This window comes from Mycobacterium sp. 236(2023), assembly GCF_029623955.1.
GTDB lineage: Bacteria > Actinomycetota > Actinomycetes > Mycobacteriales > Mycobacteriaceae > Mycobacterium.
On record NZ_JARSBP010000002.1, the window covers coordinates 477,068 to 494,303 of the forward strand.

Sequence of the window (17,236 nt, forward strand, 5' to 3'; positions counted from 1 at the left end):
GCGGATGACGGCGCGTTCTGTCGTGCTGAGCGTGCTGCTGGGCGCGCACCCGGCCTGGGCGACTGCTGCCGAATTGATCCGTCTCACCAGTGATTTCGAGATCAGAGAGTCGACGGTGCGGGTGGCGCTGACGCGGATGGTCAGTGCCGGCGACCTGGTGCGTTCCGAGGACGGTTACCGGCTCTCGGATCGACTGCTGGCCCGCCAGCGCAGGCAGGACGGTGCCATCACTCCGACGAGTCACGCATGGGACGGCAGCTGGGTGGCGCTCGTGATCACGAGCACGGGCAACGATGCCAAGACCCGCGCCAATCTGCGAAACACCCTGCAGGACAAACGCTTTGCCGAACTTCGCGAAGGCGTCTGGATGCGTCCGGACAACGTGGCGCTGGATCTCGGCGAGGACGTCCGGAACCGGGTGCGCGTCCTGGCGGCGCGTGACGGTGATTCGGCCGAACTCGCCGCGCAGCTGTGGGATCTGTCCGACTGGTCGGACACCGGTGCTCGCCTGCTGACCGAGATGGCCGGAGCCGGAGATGTTCCCGGCCGGTTCACCGTCGCGGCGGCCATCGTGCGCCATCTGCTGACCGATCCGGTGTTGCCCGACGAGCTGCTGCCTGCCGGCTGGCCGGGAGCGCAGTTGCGCAGCGCCTATCAGAATTTCGCCGCCGAACTCGTCGCGCGACGCGACGGTGCAGAACTGATGGAGGCCCGATGAGTGTCAAGGTTGAGAAGAACGGTCCCGTCACCACGGTCATCATGGACCGGCCGCAGGCGCGCAACGCGGTCGACGGGCCGACAGCCATGGAGCTGCACGCCGCGTTCGACGAGTTCGACAAGGACGAGTCCGCGGCCGTCGCCGTCCTGTGGGGTGACAACGGAACCTTTTGCGCCGGAGCGGATCTGAAGGCGATGGGCACCGCGGACTCCAACCCTGTGCACCGCACCGGTCCGGGCCCGATGGGGCCGAGTCGCATGGTGCTGTCCAAACCCGTCATCGCGGCGATCAGTGGTTTCGCTGTCGCGGGCGGTCTGGAATTGGCGTTGTGGTGCGACATGCGCGTCGTCGAAGAGGATGCCGTGATGGGCGTCTTCTGCCGGCGCTGGGGCGTCCCGCTGATCGACGGCGGCACTGTTCGGTTGCCCCGTCTGATCGGTCACAGCCGCGCGATGGATCTGATCCTGACCGGACGCGCCGTGCACGCCGAGGAGGCGCTGGCGATCGGGCTGGCCAACCGCGTGGTGCCGACGGGGCAGGCCCGCGCGAAAGCCGAGGAGCTCGCCGCAGAACTGGCTGCTCTGCCTCAGCAGTGTCTTCGTTCGGATCGCATGTCGGTGCTCACTCAATGGGGCATGACGGAGGCCGAGGCGATGGACGTCGAGTTCGGAAGCCTGTCGCGCGTCGCCGTGGAGTCGCTGGCGGGTGCTGCCCGGTTCGCCAAGGGGGCGGGCAGGCACGGCAGCAAAGCCTGACAGCTAGCCCTTGGTGACGCTGTTGTTGCTGCCGGTGTCGTTGATCGTGGGTTCGCCGTCGCGGTAGGTGACGGTGTTGTTGATGCCGACGACCGACAACTCGCCGTCGACCCTGTCGAACGTGATCTTGTTGTCGGCGCCGCCGATGTTGGCGCCCGCGCATGTCCCCGTGACGGTCAGGGTGTTGTTGGACCCTCCGACGTTGAGCGATTTGCCGTCGGCGCAGTCGATCTCGGTGGTTGTGCCGAAGGATCCGTAGTTGATCGTGTTGCCGATCTCGACCTGCGCGCCGGAGGTGCCTGCCGTCACGGTCGGGTTGTCGGAGCCGCCGGACCCGCACCCCGCCAGAACAAAGGAGAGAGCAACGACGGGGAAGACGCCCAGACGAACCAGCATGTCTAGGCGGGTACCCGATCGATGCGGTTTGTCATCCCCAGTTCACGTCCGCGGTCCCAGACGAAGGGGGAGCCGGTCTTGTAGAAGACGGTCTGGTCGAAGCCGTACACGGTGATGTCGTTGACGACGTTGTCGGCGACGATCACGTTGGAGGACCCCTGCACCGTCACCGCGTAGCAGTTGCCGAGGGCGAAGATCTGGTTGCCGGTGCCCATGACGAACAGCGTCGAATCATTGCAATTCAAAGTCCGGACGATGCCCTGCCCGGTGATGTGGGTGTCGCCGTTCTCGGCGTGTGCCACGGGGGACACCGACGTCAGCGCGGCCGACACCGCGAGCGCACCCACAGCCAGCATTCGTCCAACAGCCGTTGCAGTCACCCCCGCAGCCTACGACGTCGTTCGCTCACGCTGTCGTGGATCACGGAGACGAGTAGCGTGAGCGGCGATGCGTCAACGTGTGGTGCAGGTTTTCATGCGGAAAGTCATGGTGGCGGTCACAGCGACAGCGACCCTGGTGGGCTGCTCGCAGACGGTGACGGGAACGGCGCAGAGGTCCGACCCCGGTGTCCCCGATCCCGGCCGTAGCTACGGCTACCAGAACGAGCGATGTGGTCTGCTCGACAACACCACCGTGCAATCCACGTTGGGCGCCGACGATGTCACGCGGCCCTACAGCGGCGCGGTCTGCCAGTACATCCTGATGCGCGGCAAGCGCGATGAGACCACCACCGTCGACGTGATCTTCTCCTGGTTCGACGCCGGAAGTCTGGCGCGGGAGCGCGGTGTCGCCACGGCCCGGGGCGCGGCGGTCACCGACGTCGTCGTGGAGCGGCACAAGGCGTTCCTGGCGCGTCGCGACACGACGGGGGCGGCCTGCTCGGCGACCGCCGCGGCGGGAAGCGGAGTGCTGAGCTGGTGGGTGCAGTACCGCGGGCAATCCTCCGGGGACCCCTGTCTCGACGCCGAGAAGCTGCTGTCGGCGACGCTGCGCTCGGACCTGTGACATGCGTGCACGAACTGCCGGCCGCATCTGTGCGGCGCTGACTCTGGGTGTCCTGCTGGCCGGATGCGGCGCACCGGACCAGGCCGACGAAACCGCCGAGGGCCCGGCGCAGCAGTCCGGGGAGGGCTTCCAGAGCGTCGACTGCAACGGCGTCACCGATGGCGACGTCGCCGCGGCCGCCGGATCTGATCTCTACCTGCCTGCCGTGGTCAGCGATGCCGGGTGTTTCTGGCAGGAGAACAGCATGATCGACAACTTCGGTGCCGGGATGGGCATCTCGACGTGGTGGTACCGCGGCAGCGACATGGACACCGAGCGGGAACTCGAAGAGCTCGCCGGCCGCACGCTGACGGAGTTGTCCATCGACGACAACAAGGGATTCAAGGCCTACGACGACACCGCGTGCAGCATCTATGTGGCCAAGGGTGGCGATGTGATCACGTGGTCGATCCAGACGATGAATTCACAAACCATGCCTGATCTGTGTTCGATCATCGAACAGCTGGCGCAGCTGAGCCAACAGCGCGTGAACTAGAGTGCTCGCTGACCCGGCAGCCCTGGGTTGACTGACGATCCGAGGGGGATGGCGACATGGCAGCTCGGCCGCCGCGTTCGGCGAAGCTGAGCCGTGATTCCATCGTCAACGCCGCGCTGACGTTCCTGGACCGGGAAGGCTGGGACGCGCTGACGATCAACGCGCTGGCCAATCAGCTCGGCACCAAGGGGCCGTCGCTGTACAACCACGTGCACAGCCTCGACGATCTGCGCCGCACGGTGCGGATGCGCGTCGTCGGCGACATCATCGACATGCTGAACACGGTCGGCCAGGGCCGCAACCCCGACGACGCGGTCGTCGTGATGGCCAGCGCCTACCGCAGTTATGCCCATCACCATCCCGGCCGGTACTCCGCGTTCACCCGGATGCCGCTCGGCGGGGGTGATGACCCGGAGTTCACCGAGGTCACCCGCGCGGCGGCCGCGCCGGTCATCGCAGTGCTGGCGTCCTACGGCCTCGACGACGAGGCAGGTTTCTTCGCCGCGCTCGAGTTCTGGTCGGCGATGCACGGCTTCGTGCTGCTGGAGATGACCGGAGTGATGAGCGGAATCGACACCGATGCCGTGTTCACCGACATGGTCATGCGGCTCGCATCGGGTATGCAGTCCCGATAGCGCAGGTCAGCGGGTTTTGTCGAGGTATGTAGCCCTGGTATTGTGGACGTTCGTGCCTGGCAGATAGGGCGCTTGTGTCCTTTGCGGGCATCAGCATGCCTGCACGCCGGGCTAATGCGCACGTCCCGCCTCGTGGGGTGCCTTGGAAATTATCCGAGAATCCACGGTGGCCGCATGCGACACGCCCGGCCGCGGGGGAACCAGCGCGGGCATAGCAGCAGTACAGAGAACTTAAGACGTAGCTAGACGAAGCAACACAGAAAGCCGGTACATGCCAACCATCAACCAGCTGGTCCGTAAGGGTCGCCGCGACAAGATCGCCAAGGTGAAGACCGCGGCCCTCAAGGGCAGCCCGCAGCGCCGTGGCGTGTGCACTCGCGTGTACACGACGACCCCGAAGAAGCCGAACTCGGCGCTTCGTAAGGTCGCGCGCGTGCGCCTGACCAGCGCGGTCGAGGTCACCGCCTACATCCCGGGTGAAGGCCACAACCTGCAGGAGCACTCGATGGTGCTCGTTCGCGGTGGTCGTGTGAAGGACCTCCCCGGTGTGCGCTACAAGATCATCCGCGGCTCGCTCGACACCCAGGGCGTCAAGAACCGCAAGCAAGCCCGCAGCCGTTACGGCGCCAAGAAGGAGAAGAGCTGATGCCGCGCAAGGGCCCCGCACCCAAGCGTCCGCTGGTCAACGATCCGGTCTACGGATCCCAGCTGGTCACCCAGCTGGTCAACAAGGTCCTGCTGGACGGGAAGAAATCGCTGGCCGAACGCATTGTTTATGGTGCGCTCGAGCAGGCCCGCGACAAGACCGGCACCGATCCGGTCGTGACGCTTAAGCGGGCCATGGACAACGTCAAGCCTTCGCTTGAGGTCCGTAGCCGCCGCGTCGGTGGCGCCACCTACCAGGTGCCCGTCGAGGTCCGCCCCGACCGGTCCACCACGCTGGCGCTGCGCTGGCTGGTCAGCTTCTCCAAGGCCCGCCGCGAGAAGACGATGATCGAGCGCCTCGCGAACGAGATCCTCGACGCGAGCAATGGCCTGGGTGCCGCCGTCAAGCGACGCGAGGACACCCACAAGATGGCCGAGGCGAACCGCGCCTTCGCGCACTACCGCTGGTGATTCGACACCTGCGGTAAAGGCGCCGCAGGTGTGCAAGACGACAGCAACCGAGCAAGCGAAAGAGTGGGAACTTAGCCGTGGCACAGGACGTGCTGACCGACCTCACGAAGGTCCGCAACATCGGCATCATGGCGCACATCGATGCCGGCAAGACGACGACAACCGAGCGCATCCTCTTCTACACCGGTATCAGCTACAAGATCGGTGAGGTGCACGACGGCGCCGCGACGATGGACTGGATGGAGCAGGAGCAGGAGCGGGGTATCACGATCACCTCGGCTGCGACCACCTGCTTCTGGAACGACAACCAGATCAACATCATCGACACCCCCGGCCACGTCGACTTCACCGTCGAGGTGGAGCGTTCGCTGCGCGTGCTCGACGGCGCGGTCGCGGTGTTCGACGGTAAAGAGGGCGTCGAGCCGCAGTCCGAGCAGGTCTGGCGTCAGGCCGACAAGTACGACGTGCCGCGCATCTGCTTCGTCAACAAGATGGACAAGCTGGGCGCCGACTTCTACTTCTCGGTGCAGACGATGAAGGACCGCCTGGGTGCCAACGTCGTCCCGATCCAGCTGCCGATCGGCTCCGAAGGTGACTTCGAGGGCGTCGTCGACCTGGTCGAGATGAAGGCCAAGGTGTGGCGTGGCGAGACCAAGCTCGGCGAGAAGTACGACGTCGTCGACATCCCGGCCGATCTGCAGGAGAAGGCCGAGGAGTACCGCACCGCGATGATCGAGGCCGTCGCCGAAACCGACGACGACCTGATGGAGAAGTACCTCGGCGGCGAAGAGCTCACGATCGAGGAGATCAAGCGCGGTCTGCGCAAGCTGACCGTGACCAGCTCCGGCTACCCCGTGCTGTGTGGTTCGGCGTTCAAGAACAAGGGCGTGCAGCCCATGCTCGACGCCGTCATCGACTACCTGCCGACCCCGCTGGACGTCCCCGCAGCCGAAGGCCATGCTCCCGGCAAGGAAGACGAGATCATCTCTCGTAAGCCGTCCGCCGACGAGCCGTTCTCCGGCCTGGCGTTCAAGGTCGCGACGCACCCGTTCTTCGGCAAGCTGACCTACGTCCGCGTGTACTCGGGCAAGGTCGATTCGGGTTCTCAGGTCGTCAACTCGACCAAGGGCAAGAAGGAGCGGCTGGGCAAGCTGTTCCAGATGCACTCCAACAAAGAGAACCCGGTCGAGACGGCGTCCGCCGGCCACATCTACGCCGTGATCGGCCTCAAGGACACCACCACCGGTGACACGCTGAGCGACCCGAACGAGCAGATCGTTCTGGAGTCGATGACGTTCCCGGATCCGGTCATCGAGGTGGCCATCGAGCCGAAGACCAAGAGCGACCAGGAGAAGCTGGGAACGGCCATCCAGAAGCTCGCCGAAGAGGATCCGACGTTCAAGGTGCACCTGGACCAGGAGACCGGCCAGACCGTCATCGGCGGTATGGGCGAGCTTCACCTGGACATCCTGGTGGACCGCATGCGTCGCGAGTTCAAGGTCGAGGCCAACGTCGGCAAGCCGCAGGTGGCCTACAAGGAGACCATCAAGCGCGCGGTCGAGAAGGTCGAGTTCACCCACAAGAAGCAGACGGGTGGCTCGGGTCAGTTCGCGAAGGTTCTCGTCAGCATCGAGCCGTTCACCGGCGAAGACGGTGCCACCTACGAGTTCGAGAGCAAGGTCACCGGCGGTCGTATCCCGCGCGAGTACATCCCGTCGGTGGATGCCGGTGCGCAGGACGCCATGCAGTACGGCGTGCTGGCCGGCTACCCGTTGGTCAACGTCAAGCTGACGCTGCTCGACGGTGCGTACCACGAGGTCGACTCGTCTGAGATGGCCTTCAAGGTTGCCGGATCCCAGGTCATGAAGAAGGCTGCCGCGCAGGCGCAGCCGGTCATCCTGGAACCGGTGATGGCCGTCGAGGTCACCACACCCGAGGACTACATGGGTGAAGTGATCGGCGACCTGAATTCTCGCCGTGGTCAGATCCAGGCCATGGAGGAGCGCAGCGGTGCCCGCGTCGTCAAGGCGCACGTGCCGCTGTCGGAGATGTTCGGCTACGTCGGAGACCTGCGGTCGAAGACCCAGGGCCGGGCGAACTACTCCATGGTGTTCGACTCGTACGCCGAAGTTCCGGCGGCCGTGTCGAAGGAGATCATCGCGAAGGCCACCGGACAGTAACCGGTAGCCTCTCGCGAGGACCGCACAACTGAACACATCAACTGCTTTGTAAGAGCACCAACAAGTCCAGGAGGACACAGAAGTGGCGAAGGCGAAGTTCGAGCGGACGAAGCCGCACGTCAACATCGGGACCATCGGTCACGTTGACCACGGCAAGACCACTCTCACTGCAGCAATCACCAAGGTTCTGCACGACCAGTACCCCGATTTGAACGAGTCGCGCGCATTCGACCAGATCGACAATGCGCCCGAGGAGCGTCAGCGCGGTATCACGATCAACATCTCCCACGTGGAGTACCAGACCGAGAAGCGTCACTACGCGCACGTCGACGCCCCCGGTCACGCTGACTACATCAAGAACATGATCACCGGTGCCGCCCAGATGGACGGCGCAATCCTCGTGGTCGCCGCCACGGACGGCCCGATGCCGCAGACCCGCGAGCACGTGCTGCTCGCCCGCCAGGTCGGCGTGCCCTACATCCTGGTCGCGCTGAACAAGGCCGACATGGTCGACGACGAGGAGCTCATCGAGCTCGTCGAGATGGAGGTCCGCGAACTGCTGGCCGCCCAGGACTTCGACGAGGACGCCCCGGTCGTCAAGGTTTCGGCCCTGAAGGCGCTTGAGGGTGACGAGAAGTGGGTCAAGTCGGTTCAGGAGCTCATGGCTGCTGTCGACGAGTCGATCCCGGATCCGGTCCGCGAGACCGACAAGCCGTTCCTGATGCCCGTCGAGGACGTCTTCACGATCACCGGCCGCGGCACCGTGGTCACCGGTCGCGTCGAGCGTGGCGTGATCAACGTGAACGAGGAAGTCGAGATCGTCGGCATCCGCCCGACCGTCACCAAGACGACCGTCACCGGTGTCGAGATGTTCCGCAAGCTGCTCGATCAGGGCCAGGCGGGCGACAACGTCGGTCTGCTGGTTCGTGGCATCAAGCGCGAGGACGTCGAGCGTGGCCAGGTTGTGGTCAAGCCCGGCACCACGACGCCGCACACCGAGTTCGACGGCAGCGTCTACATCCTGTCGAAGGACGAGGGTGGCCGCCACACGCCGTTCTTCAACAACTACCGCCCGCAGTTCTACTTCCGTACGACGGACGTGACCGGCGTGGTGACCCTTCCCGAGGGCACCGAGATGGTGATGCCCGGTGACAACACCGACATCTCCGTCAAGCTGATCCAGCCCGTCGCCATGGACGAGGGCCTGCGCTTCGCGATCCGCGAGGGTGGCCGTACGGTCGGCGCCGGCCGCGTGACCAAGATCCACAAGTGATCTAGTCTCAGCCAACGATTGGTGGCGCTCACCCGAAAGGGTGGGCGCCACTGTCGTTTTCGCGGTATCCGGCTTGCACCGCGAGCGCGCGTGTCTGCACGCTGACGCGCCGCGAAATCTGGCATTTGGCGCACGCTCGCCGGCTGCAATAGGTAGCCCCCCAAAGCAACGGCCGCCTTGATAGCGTGACCGACGCGATGTCGAACGTAGATGAAACAGAACCGATCTCGGTGCCTGAGCGCAGACGCCGGGTCGATCCCTGGAAGATCATCGCCTGCGTGTCGACGGCCGTCTCCGTGGCGACGATCGCCACGCTGGTGTGGACCGTCGACAAGGTCTCCGACGACCCGACGCCTGCCGAACGCACGAGCGTGGCCGCCGGAGTGACCCCCGCAGCCGCACCACCACCGCCACCCCCGCAGCCGGCGGCGCCCGCACCGATCACCATGACGGCGGCTCCATCGGAACCGGTTGCGCCGAGGTCGAATTCGATCAACTGGGACCGTCCGCTCAATCAGTACTTCCCGATGGCGGCCACCGCGCCGGCCCGCAACCCCGATGGCGCGCCTCCGCCGCCGCAAGGGGGGATGCCGGTGTGGCCGTTCGCGGGCCCCGCCGCGCTGCCTCCGATCAACCTGACCCCGAACGTCATGGTGAATCCCGGGTTCAGCATCGACGCGATCATCGGCGCGGTGACGGGCACTGCCGGCTGGGTCGGCGGCGGCACCCTGAACCTGATCGGTGACGCGATCGTCGCGTCGGCCATGAACAACCAGCGGCCGACAGACCCCCTCGCGGCGCTCACCCGGATCCCGCCTCCGCAATTGCCCCGCGAGCTGGACATCACCAGGATCCCGCCGCCGCAGTGGCCACGCGAACTGGACGTCACGAAGATCCCGCCGCCGCAGTGGCCGCGTGAGCTGGACATTACGAAGATTCCGCCACCGCGGCCGCCTCTGATCCACTGGGACAGGATCATCCCCCACTTCTGACCTGTAACACCCGCTCCGGGCGAGCCGATGTATGTGGCGACGGCTGTCGAGGGGTCGGCCGGGGTGAGTTATGAGGTTCACGTAGTGAGAAGCATTTTCAGTGGTATCGCCGCCTTCGCAGGCTCTGTCCTGGTGGGCGGCGCTGCCATGCTCGGTCTGTCCGCCGGAACGGCATCTGCACAGCCTGCATGCCCGGATGTTCACTGGATCGGCGCGGCCGGTTCGGGTGAGCGCGCCGGGGATCTGACCGCTGACGGCGGCATGGGCCGCGTCATGTACAAGTCCTACCGCGACTTCGCCGCTTACGTACAGCAGAGCGGCCGCACGATCACGGCGGAGGCCGTCAACTACCCGGCCACCGCCGTCCCCGAGGATGGCGGTGCGCTCGACTGGCTCGGCTTCATGGGTAGCGTCGACACCGGTGCCACCGCGCTCGGTGAGCAGTATCAGGCTTTCGTGGCGCAGTGCCCGACCTCGCAGGTCGTCCTCGCCGGCTACTCCCAGGGCGCGATGGTGGTGCACCGCAATCTGCATGCCCTCGATGTGAGCCCCAACCTCGCGGCCGCACTGCTGGTCGCCGACGGCGATCGCCTGCCCGAGGACCCGACCATCAACATCGGTTCCGTGGTCTCGGTGCCCGGGGCGGGCAAGGGCGTCGCGCAGGACTGGCCGATTCTCGCGCACGCTCCCGCACCGCTGCCGGTGACGATGGGTGCCCGCACGATCAGCGTCTGCAATATCGGTGATGCGGTGTGCGACTACGACCCTGACGCCGAGGACGAGATGAATCCGGCCGCGGTGGCCATCCACACCAGCTATGCACGCAGCACAGCCGCGATGGACTCATGGACCGCCCCGCTGTATCAGCTCGTTGCGCAGCGCCCGGCCTTGCTGCCGAATCCCGTCGCGCTTCCGGTGCAGGTAACAGCGGGTTCCTGACCCCGTTTGGCGCTAATCTGTCGCGGTGTCCACGTTCTGGCGCTATGTCAAGATCCAGCTGTTCGCGTTGTTGTGCGGCATCGTCGGCCCGATTTTCCTGGTCATCTATTTCGCGACCGGTGCCGACCCGATGCTGGAATGGATGTTGTGGACGGGTCTGCTGATCACTGTCGTCGACGTCCTCATCGCTGTGGCGATCACCGGTTTCGGGGCCAGGTCGGCCGCCAAGACCAAAGCTCTGGAGGCCACCGGGGTGCTGGCGCTGGCCCAGGTCGTCGGCATCCACGAGACGAACACCCGCATCAACGACCAGCCTCTGGTGAAGATCGACCTTCAGGTGTCCGGGCCGGGGATCACGCCGTTCTCGACGCAGGATCAGGTGGTGGCGTCGGTGGGCAGGCTGCCGATGATCACGAACCGCAAGCTTGTCGCGCTGGTCGACCCGGCGACCAACGATTACCAGATCGATTGGGAGCGCAGCGCTTTGGTCGGCGGTCTGATGCCCGCGACGTTCAGCGTCGCGGAGGACAACAGGACCTACGACCTGACGGGGCAGACGGAGCCGCTGATGGAGATCCTGCAGGTGCTCAAGTCCAACGGCATCAGCATGAACAACATGATCGACCTTCGTTCCAACCCGACCGCCCGAGCACAGGTGCAGTCCATCGTCCGCCGTGCCGCGGCGCAGCAGGCCGTGCCGCCTCCGGTGCCGGCCGCCGCTTCCTACAGCGCGCCGCCCGCCGAAGCGACCACCGCGCAACGCCTTCAGGAGCTCGAGACGTTGCGGGCAACCGGGTCGATCACCGACGCCGAGTACACCGCCAAGCGCCAGCAGATCATCGCCGACATCTGATTCCCGGACTCTAGAACGCGTTCTAGTTCTGCTGTTAGCCTGATGCCCATGTCATCAGGTGCACCACTCGAAGGCCGCGTCGCTCTGATCACCGGGGCGGCACGAGGTCAGGGCCGGTCCCACGCGGTCCGCCTCGCCAACGACGGCGCCGACATCATCGCCATCGACGTCTGCAAGCCGGTCTCCGAGGCGGTCACGTATCCGATGCCCACGTCGGAGGACCTGGCCGAGACCGTGCGTCTCGTCGAGGCCACCGGCCGCAAGGCCCTTGCCCGCGAGGTGGACATCCGCGATCTCGCCGCGCAGCAGCAGCTCGTCGCCGACGGTGTGGAGCAGTTCGGCCGGCTCGACATCGTCGTCGCCAACGCGGGGATCCTGAGCTGGGGCCGCATCTGGGAGATGTCCGAGGAGCAGTGGGACAGCGTCATCGACGTCAACCTCAACGGCACGTGGCGCACGATCAAGGCCGTCCTGCCCGCGATGATCGAGGCGGGCAATGGCGGCTCCATCGTCATCGTCAGCTCGTCGGCGGGGACAAAGGCCACCCCGGGCAATGCGCATTACGCCGCATCGAAGCACGGTCTGGTGGCGCTCACCAACGCGCTGGCGATCGAGGCGGGGGAGTTCGGGATCCGGGTCAACTCGATCCACCCGTACTCGATCGACACCCCGATGGTGGAACCCGAAGAGATGATGAAGATCTTCGGCAAGTACCCGGCGTTCCTGCACAGCTTCTCGCCGATGCCGTACAAACCCGTTGCGCACGACGGCAAGCCGGGCCTGCAGGAATTCATGACGCCCGACGAGGTCTCCGACGTGGTGGCGTGGCTGGCCAGTGACGGGTCGGCCACGATCTCCGGGTCCCAGATCGCCGTGGACCGCGGCACCGCCAAGTACTAGGCCGCAGTTTCAGGCCGCAGAGGCCAGCCGCGCCAGGATCGTCGCGGTGGGTTTCGCGGTGGCGTGCCGGTATCCCGTTCCGGCCCATAGGTGTACGAGTCCCGGCTCGCCGGCGGCCGCCGCAGCTTTGCGCAGCGGGCTGGTCAGATAGTGGACGGCCGGGTACCCCAAAGGTGCCGAAGGCTCGTACTTTTCGATGAATCCGTTGAGGATCCCGCGCGCGGGACGTCCGGTGAAGGCCCGCGTGAGCACCGTCGGTGGCGCAGAGGGATCCGTCAACGCAAGCTTGTGGGTGGCCGACGCGCCGCTCTCGTCGGCGCGCAACAATGCGGTGCCGACCACCGCGGCTTCGGCTCCCGCCCCGAGCACCGCGCGCACGTCCTGCGGGGTCGACAGGCCGCCCGCGGCGAGGAGGGGCAGCGCCACTGCGGCGCGCACCCGACGGACCAGTTCGTCGACGGGAACGGCCTCGGGCAGCCGTTCGGGGGTCAGGGTGCCTGAGTGTCCGCCGGCGATACTGGCCTGGACCGCGAGCGCGTCCACCCCGATCGCCGCCGCCAGTGCGGCCTCTTCGGGCGATGTCACGGTCTGGATGACGACGGTTCCGGCCTTCTGCAAGGCCTGGACGGTCTGCAGTTCCGGCAGCCCGAAGGTGAAGCTGACGACGGGCACCGGAGCGCTCAGCAGAAGGTCGATCTTGGCGTCGAAGGCGTCGTCGTCCTCGATCGGTTCGGCGGGCAGGGTGAGACCGAATCGGTCCGCTTCGCGCTGGATCTCGGCGGCATACCGGTGATAGTCCGGCTGCGAGATCGGCACGGGATTCGGCGCGAACACGTTGACGCCGAACGGAATCGACGCCTCGCGCACGGTGGCGATCTCGGCGGCCAGGGCCTCGGCGCTCTTGTACCCGGCGCCGAGTTGCCCCAGCGACCCGGCGCGGGCGGCGGCGATCACCATCGCGGGCGTCGTCGCTCCACCGGCCATCGGTGCGGGGAGCACGGGCAGTTCGAGACCCAGATTCTGTAGTGCGCTCACCCCTGAGACAGTACCTCGGCGAATCGATCGACGGCCCAGTCGATTTCGTCGGCGGTGATCACCAGCGGCGGTGCGAACCGCAGCGTCGATCCGTGCGTGTCCTTGACGAGCACGCCCCGCTCGGCGAGCCGGACGCTGATCTGCTTGCCCGTCCCCAAGGCCGGGTCGATGTCGACGCCGGCCCACAGTCCTTTGCCGCGGACAGCTGTGACCCCACGCCCGATCATTCCCCGCAATCGGGAGTGCAGATGCATTCCGAGTTCCGTTGAGCGCTGCTGGAATTCGTCACGCCCCAGCATCGCGACGACCGTGGCGCCGATCGCCGCGGCAAGCGGGTTGCCGCCGAAGGTCGAGCCGTGCTCGCCGGGATGCAGCACGCCGAGGACGTCGCGGTCCGCGACCACCGCGGACAGCGGCATGACACCGCCGCCGAGTGCTTTGCCCAGCAGGTAGATGTCAGGGACCACGTCCCAGTGGTCGCATGCGAACGTCCGTCCGGTCCGTGCGAGGCCCGATTGGATCTCGTCGGCGATCATCAGCACGTCGCGCTTGGTGCACAGGGCGCGCACGCGCGGCAGGTAGTCGTCGGGCGGCACGATGATTCCGGCCTCACCCTGAATCGGCTCGATCAGGACGGCGACGGTCTCGTCATCGATGGCGCGCGCGAGAGCGTCGGCGTCTCCGAAGGGGACGGACCGGAATCCCGGGGTGTAGGGCCCGAAGCCCCGGCGAGCCGTCTCGTCGTCGGAGAAGCTGATGATCGTTGTGGTGCGTCCGTGGAAGTTGTTCTGCGCCACAATGATATTCGAGTTGGTAATGCCCTTGACGTCCGCGCCCCATTTTCGCGCGACCTTGATGCCGCTCTCGACAGCCTCGGCGCCGCTGTTCATCGGCAGCACCATGTCCTTGCCGCACAGTCCGGCCAGCGCTTCGCAGAACGGGGCGAGGCGGTCGGAGTGGAACGCCCGGCTCACCAACGTCACCGCGTCGAGCTGCGCGTGCGCAGCGGCGATGATCTCGGGGTTGCGGTGGCCGAAGTTGACGGCCGAGTACGCGGCCAGGCAGTCGAGATACCGGCGACCTTCGACGTCGGTGATCCAGGCGCCGTCGGCAGTGGCGGCGACGACAGGCAGCGGCGAGTAGTTGTGCGCGACGTGGCGCGCATCGAGCTCGATCATCGCCTCGGTTCTTGACGTCATGATTGTCACGAATGTACCTCCAGCGTGCAGCATTTCACCGATCCGCCGCCCTTGAGCAGCTCGGACAGATCGACCCCGACGGGCGCGAATCCGGCGTTGCGCAGCTGGTCGGCGAATCCGGTGGCAGCCGCGGGCAGCACCACGTTGAGACCGTCGGACACCACGTTGAGGCCGAGCACGTAGGCGTCGGCGCTGGCGACCTCGATGGCCGTCGGGAACATCCGGGCCAACGTGACGCGGGATTCCGGAGCGAACGCCGGTGGGTAATAGGCGATAGTGGCGTCATCGAGGACGGCCAGGGCGGTGTCGAGGTGATAGAAGCGGGGGTCGACGAGCTCCAGGCTGACGATCGGCATCCCGACGTGTGCGGCGACCTCGTCGTGCGCGCGGCGGTCGGTGCGGAAGCCGTAGCCCGCGAGGATGACGGAGCCGACGGTGAGGAAATCGCCCTGACCCTCGTTGACGTGCCGGGTCTCGAACGGCTCGTAGCCGCTGCGGGCCATCCACTCGGCGTAGGCGACGGCCTCGCCGGCGCGCTCGGCGTGTGCGAATCGCGCGACGACGGCCTTGCCGTTGACGATGGTCCCGCCGTTGGCGGCGTAGACCATGTCGGGAAGTCCGGCCATCGGTTCGATGAGCTCGACGCTGTGGCCGAGGTCGAGGTAGGTCCCGCGCAGCGCATCCCACTGGGACAGGGCGCGGTCGGTGTCGACGGGGGTGGCGGCGTCCATCCACGGGTTGATGACGTACTCGACGGCAAAGAACGTGGGCGCGGTCATGAGGTAGCGGCGGGTACGGGTAGAACGCTCGGTCGCGGTGTCGGTTACCTGGGCAGCGGCGATGTCCATCGTCATGGGATCAACGATATGAGGGCTCTGTGACGCAATCAATCGACGAATCTTGCGTGTCTAAGTTAGATTCATTGCGCCATCGAGCTGTTTGCAGTGATTTATTGTGCAGAGGTGAACATGGACCGTCTCGACGAGACCGACGAGCGAATTCTGGCCGAACTCGCGGACAACGCGCGGGCCACCTTCGCCGAGATCGGACTGCAGGTGAACCTGTCGGCCCCCGCTGTCAAGAGACGTGTCGACCGCATGGTGGACAACGGTGTGATCAGGGGGTTCACCGCAGTGATCGACCGCAACGCACTCGGCTGGACCACCGAGGCGTACGTGCAGGTCTTCTGCCACGGCACGATCGCGCCCGCGGAATTGCGTGCCGCCTGGAAGGACATTCCGGAGGTGGTCGGCGCCGCGACGGTGACGGGGACAGCGGACGCAATGCTGCATGTGCTGGCCCGCGACATGCGGCATTTGGAGGAGGCTTTGGAACGGATTCGCGCCAGTGCAGACATCGAGCGCAGTGAAAGCATCGTCGTCCTGTCGAACATCATCGAGCGTTCACCGGGGTAAGAAGCTGAGCACGTGCTCGTGGGGTGGCGCGCATCAGTTCGGCGGCATCGTGTAAAAAACCCAAGTGGGCACATCAGGGGATTCCGGCGTTGTCATAGTCGGTGGCGGGCTCGCCGCCGCGCGTACCGCGGAGCAGCTGCGCCGATCTGAGTACGCCGGCGCGATCACCATCGTCAGCGACGAAGACCATCTGCCGTACGACAGGCCGCCGCTGTCCAAGGAAGTGCTGCGCGCCGAGACGGACGACGTCACGCTGAAGCCCGCCGAGTTCTATTCCGAGAACAACATCACCGTGGCACTGGGTAACGGTGCGAAGTCCGTCGACACTGCAGCCAAGACGCTGACGCTGGCCGACGGGTCGCAGATCGGCTATGACGAGCTGATCATCGCGACCGGCCTTGTGCCGAAGCGGATCCGGTCATTTCCCGACCTGCCCGGGATCCACGTGCTGCGCAACTTCGACGAGAGTCTGGCGCTGCGCCGCGAGGCCGGCTCCGCGAGTCGCGCGGTCGTCGTCGGCGCGGGATTCATCGGTTGCGAGGTGGCGGCCAGCTTGCGCAAGTTGGGCGTCGAGGTGTCCCTGGTGGAGCCGCAGCCGGCGCCGCTGGCGTCCGTGCTGGGCGAGCAGATCGGCGATCTGGTGACGCGGCTGCACCGCGCGGAAGGGGTCGACGTCCGTTGTGGCGTCGGCGTTTCCGATGTCAGCGGTGACGACCGGGTGCGCAAGGTGACGCTGAGCGACGGCACCGAGCTCGACGCTGACATCGTCATCGTCGGGATCGGTTCGCACCCGGCGACGGAGTGGCTGGATGGCAGCGGCCTCGAGATCGACAACGGTGTGGTGTGCGACGAGGTGGGTCGCGCGAGTGCGCCCAATGTGTGGGCGATCGGCGATGTGGCGTCGTGGCGCGACACCGTAGGAGGCCAAGTGCGCGTGGAACATTGGAGCAACGTCGCCGATCAGGCACGGGTGCTGGTGCCGTCGCTGCTCGGCCAGGAGCCGCCCGCCGCGGTCTCGGTCCCGTACTTCTGGAGCGACCAGTACGACGTCAAGATCCAGGCGCTCGGTGAGCCCGAGGCCACCGATACCGTCCACATCGTCGAGGACGACGGTCGCAAGTTCCTCGCCTACTACGAGCGCGACGGTGTCGTGGTCGGAGTCGTCGGTGGCGGATTCCCCGGCAAGGTGATGAAGGTTCGGGCGAAGATCGCTGCGGGAGCTCCGATTTCGGATCTGTTGGGGTAGCTGCAACAGCTTCGGCCGTTGGCTGAAATCAGTGTGCCGACCTG

The 17,236-nt window shown here is 66.1% G+C and carries 20 protein-coding genes; 15 read left to right on the forward strand and 5 right to left on the reverse strand.

All coding sequences use genetic code 11. From position 1 onward, the window contains the following. Positions 1-4 precede the first annotated feature (4 nt). Both P9A17_RS04750 and P9A17_RS04755 read left to right on the forward strand, forming a co-directional pair. On the forward strand, positions 5-718 hold the full coding sequence (locus P9A17_RS04750; protein ID WP_278037444.1) for a PaaX family transcriptional regulator C-terminal domain-containing protein: 714 nt from the start codon (positions 5-7) through the stop codon (positions 716-718). Beyond that, a complete protein-coding gene (locus P9A17_RS04755; RefSeq protein ID WP_278037445.1) occupies positions 715-1,473 on the forward strand; it encodes a crotonase/enoyl-CoA hydratase family protein in 759 nt (252 codons plus the stop codon). Before P9A17_RS04750 ends, P9A17_RS04755 begins: the two co-directional genes overlap by 4 nt. A gap of 3 nt (positions 1,474-1,476) precedes the next feature. On the opposite strand, the gene P9A17_RS04760 is transcribed toward P9A17_RS04755, so the two are convergent. Together P9A17_RS04760 and P9A17_RS04765 are read right to left on the reverse strand one after the other, a co-directional pair. Further along, positions 1,477-1,869 (reverse strand): DUF3060 domain-containing protein, encoded by a 393-nt coding sequence (locus P9A17_RS04760; RefSeq protein ID WP_278037446.1) that lies wholly within the window; start codon positions 1,867-1,869, stop codon positions 1,477-1,479. 2 nt (positions 1,870-1,871) lie between these two features. Then, entirely contained in the window at positions 1,872-2,225 is a 354-nt protein-coding gene (locus P9A17_RS04765) for a DUF3060 domain-containing protein (protein WP_278038605.1), read from the reverse strand. Between the two features lie 91 nt (positions 2,226-2,316). On the opposite strand from P9A17_RS04765, the gene P9A17_RS04770 reads away from it, so the two are divergent. From P9A17_RS04770 to P9A17_RS04820, 11 genes are all read left to right on the forward strand, one after another. Next, entirely contained in the window at positions 2,317-2,874 is a 558-nt protein-coding gene (locus tag P9A17_RS04770; RefSeq protein WP_278037447.1) for a DUF3558 domain-containing protein, read from the forward strand. Position 2,875: 1 nt separating this feature from the next. Continuing rightward, complete coding sequence (locus P9A17_RS04775; RefSeq protein ID WP_278037448.1) at positions 2,876-3,409, forward strand: DUF3558 domain-containing protein; 534 nt, start codon at positions 2,876-2,878, stop codon at positions 3,407-3,409. A gap of 56 nt (positions 3,410-3,465) precedes the next feature. Beyond that, positions 3,466-4,044 carry a TetR/AcrR family transcriptional regulator gene (locus tag P9A17_RS04780; protein WP_278037449.1) on the forward strand — a complete coding sequence of 193 codons (579 nt, stop codon included), beginning with the start codon at positions 3,466-3,468 and terminating at the stop codon, positions 4,042-4,044. 271 nt (positions 4,045-4,315) lie between these two features. Beyond that, entirely contained in the window at positions 4,316-4,690 is a 375-nt protein-coding gene (gene rpsL, locus P9A17_RS04785; RefSeq protein WP_003929602.1) for a 30S ribosomal protein S12, read from the forward strand. Then, a complete protein-coding gene (rpsG, locus tag P9A17_RS04790) occupies positions 4,690-5,160 on the forward strand; it encodes a 30S ribosomal protein S7 (RefSeq protein ID WP_278037450.1) in 471 nt (156 codons plus the stop codon). Before rpsL ends, rpsG begins: the two co-directional genes overlap by 1 nt. A gap of 77 nt (positions 5,161-5,237) precedes the next feature. Then, positions 5,238-7,340 (forward strand): elongation factor G, encoded by a 2,103-nt coding sequence (fusA, locus tag P9A17_RS04795; protein WP_278037451.1) that lies wholly within the window; start codon positions 5,238-5,240, stop codon positions 7,338-7,340. An 82-nt stretch (positions 7,341-7,422) separates the two neighbouring features. Further along, complete coding sequence (gene tuf / locus P9A17_RS04800; protein WP_278037452.1) at positions 7,423-8,613, forward strand: elongation factor Tu; 1,191 nt, start codon at positions 7,423-7,425, stop codon at positions 8,611-8,613. Positions 8,614-8,810: 197 nt separating this feature from the next. Continuing rightward, entirely contained in the window at positions 8,811-9,605 is a 795-nt protein-coding gene (locus P9A17_RS04805; protein WP_278037453.1) for a hypothetical protein, read from the forward strand. A gap of 147 nt (positions 9,606-9,752) precedes the next feature. Continuing rightward, positions 9,753-10,544 carry a cutinase family protein gene (locus tag P9A17_RS04810; RefSeq protein ID WP_278038606.1) on the forward strand — a complete coding sequence of 264 codons (792 nt, stop codon included), beginning with the start codon at positions 9,753-9,755 and terminating at the stop codon, positions 10,542-10,544. A gap of 25 nt (positions 10,545-10,569) precedes the next feature. After that, the gene (locus tag P9A17_RS04815) at positions 10,570-11,397 is read left to right on the forward strand and encodes an SHOCT domain-containing protein (RefSeq protein WP_278037454.1); all 828 of its coding nucleotides are present in this window, start codon (positions 10,570-10,572) and stop codon (positions 11,395-11,397) included. A gap of 42 nt (positions 11,398-11,439) precedes the next feature. Then, the gene (locus tag P9A17_RS04820) at positions 11,440-12,297 is read left to right on the forward strand and encodes a mycofactocin-coupled SDR family oxidoreductase (protein ID WP_278037455.1); all 858 of its coding nucleotides are present in this window, start codon (positions 11,440-11,442) and stop codon (positions 12,295-12,297) included. Positions 12,298-12,306: 9 nt separating this feature from the next. On the opposite strand, the gene P9A17_RS04825 is transcribed toward P9A17_RS04820, so the two are convergent. From P9A17_RS04825 to ddaH, 3 genes are read right to left on the reverse strand one after another with little or no spacing between them, the layout of a single operon-like run. Beyond that, a complete protein-coding gene (locus tag P9A17_RS04825) occupies positions 12,307-13,332 on the reverse strand; it encodes a nitronate monooxygenase (protein WP_278037456.1) in 1,026 nt (341 codons plus the stop codon). Continuing rightward, a complete protein-coding gene (gene rocD / locus P9A17_RS04830; RefSeq protein ID WP_278037457.1) occupies positions 13,329-14,531 on the reverse strand; it encodes an ornithine--oxo-acid transaminase in 1,203 nt (400 codons plus the stop codon). Before rocD ends, P9A17_RS04825 begins: the two co-directional genes overlap by 4 nt. Before the next feature lie 5 nt (positions 14,532-14,536). Then, positions 14,537-15,379 carry a dimethylargininase gene (ddaH, locus tag P9A17_RS04835; RefSeq protein ID WP_278038607.1) on the reverse strand — a complete coding sequence of 281 codons (843 nt, stop codon included), beginning with the start codon at positions 15,377-15,379 and terminating at the stop codon, positions 14,537-14,539. A gap of 120 nt (positions 15,380-15,499) precedes the next feature. Between ddaH and P9A17_RS04840 the strand changes: the two genes are divergently transcribed. Next, on the forward strand, positions 15,500-15,946 hold the full coding sequence (locus P9A17_RS04840) for an Lrp/AsnC family transcriptional regulator (protein WP_278038608.1): 447 nt from the start codon (positions 15,500-15,502) through the stop codon (positions 15,944-15,946). A 64-nt stretch (positions 15,947-16,010) separates the two neighbouring features. Next, positions 16,011-17,192, forward strand: coding sequence for an FAD-dependent oxidoreductase (locus P9A17_RS04845; protein ID WP_278037458.1), 1,182 nt, complete (start codon positions 16,011-16,013; stop codon positions 17,190-17,192). Positions 17,193-17,236: the final 44 nt, after the last annotated feature.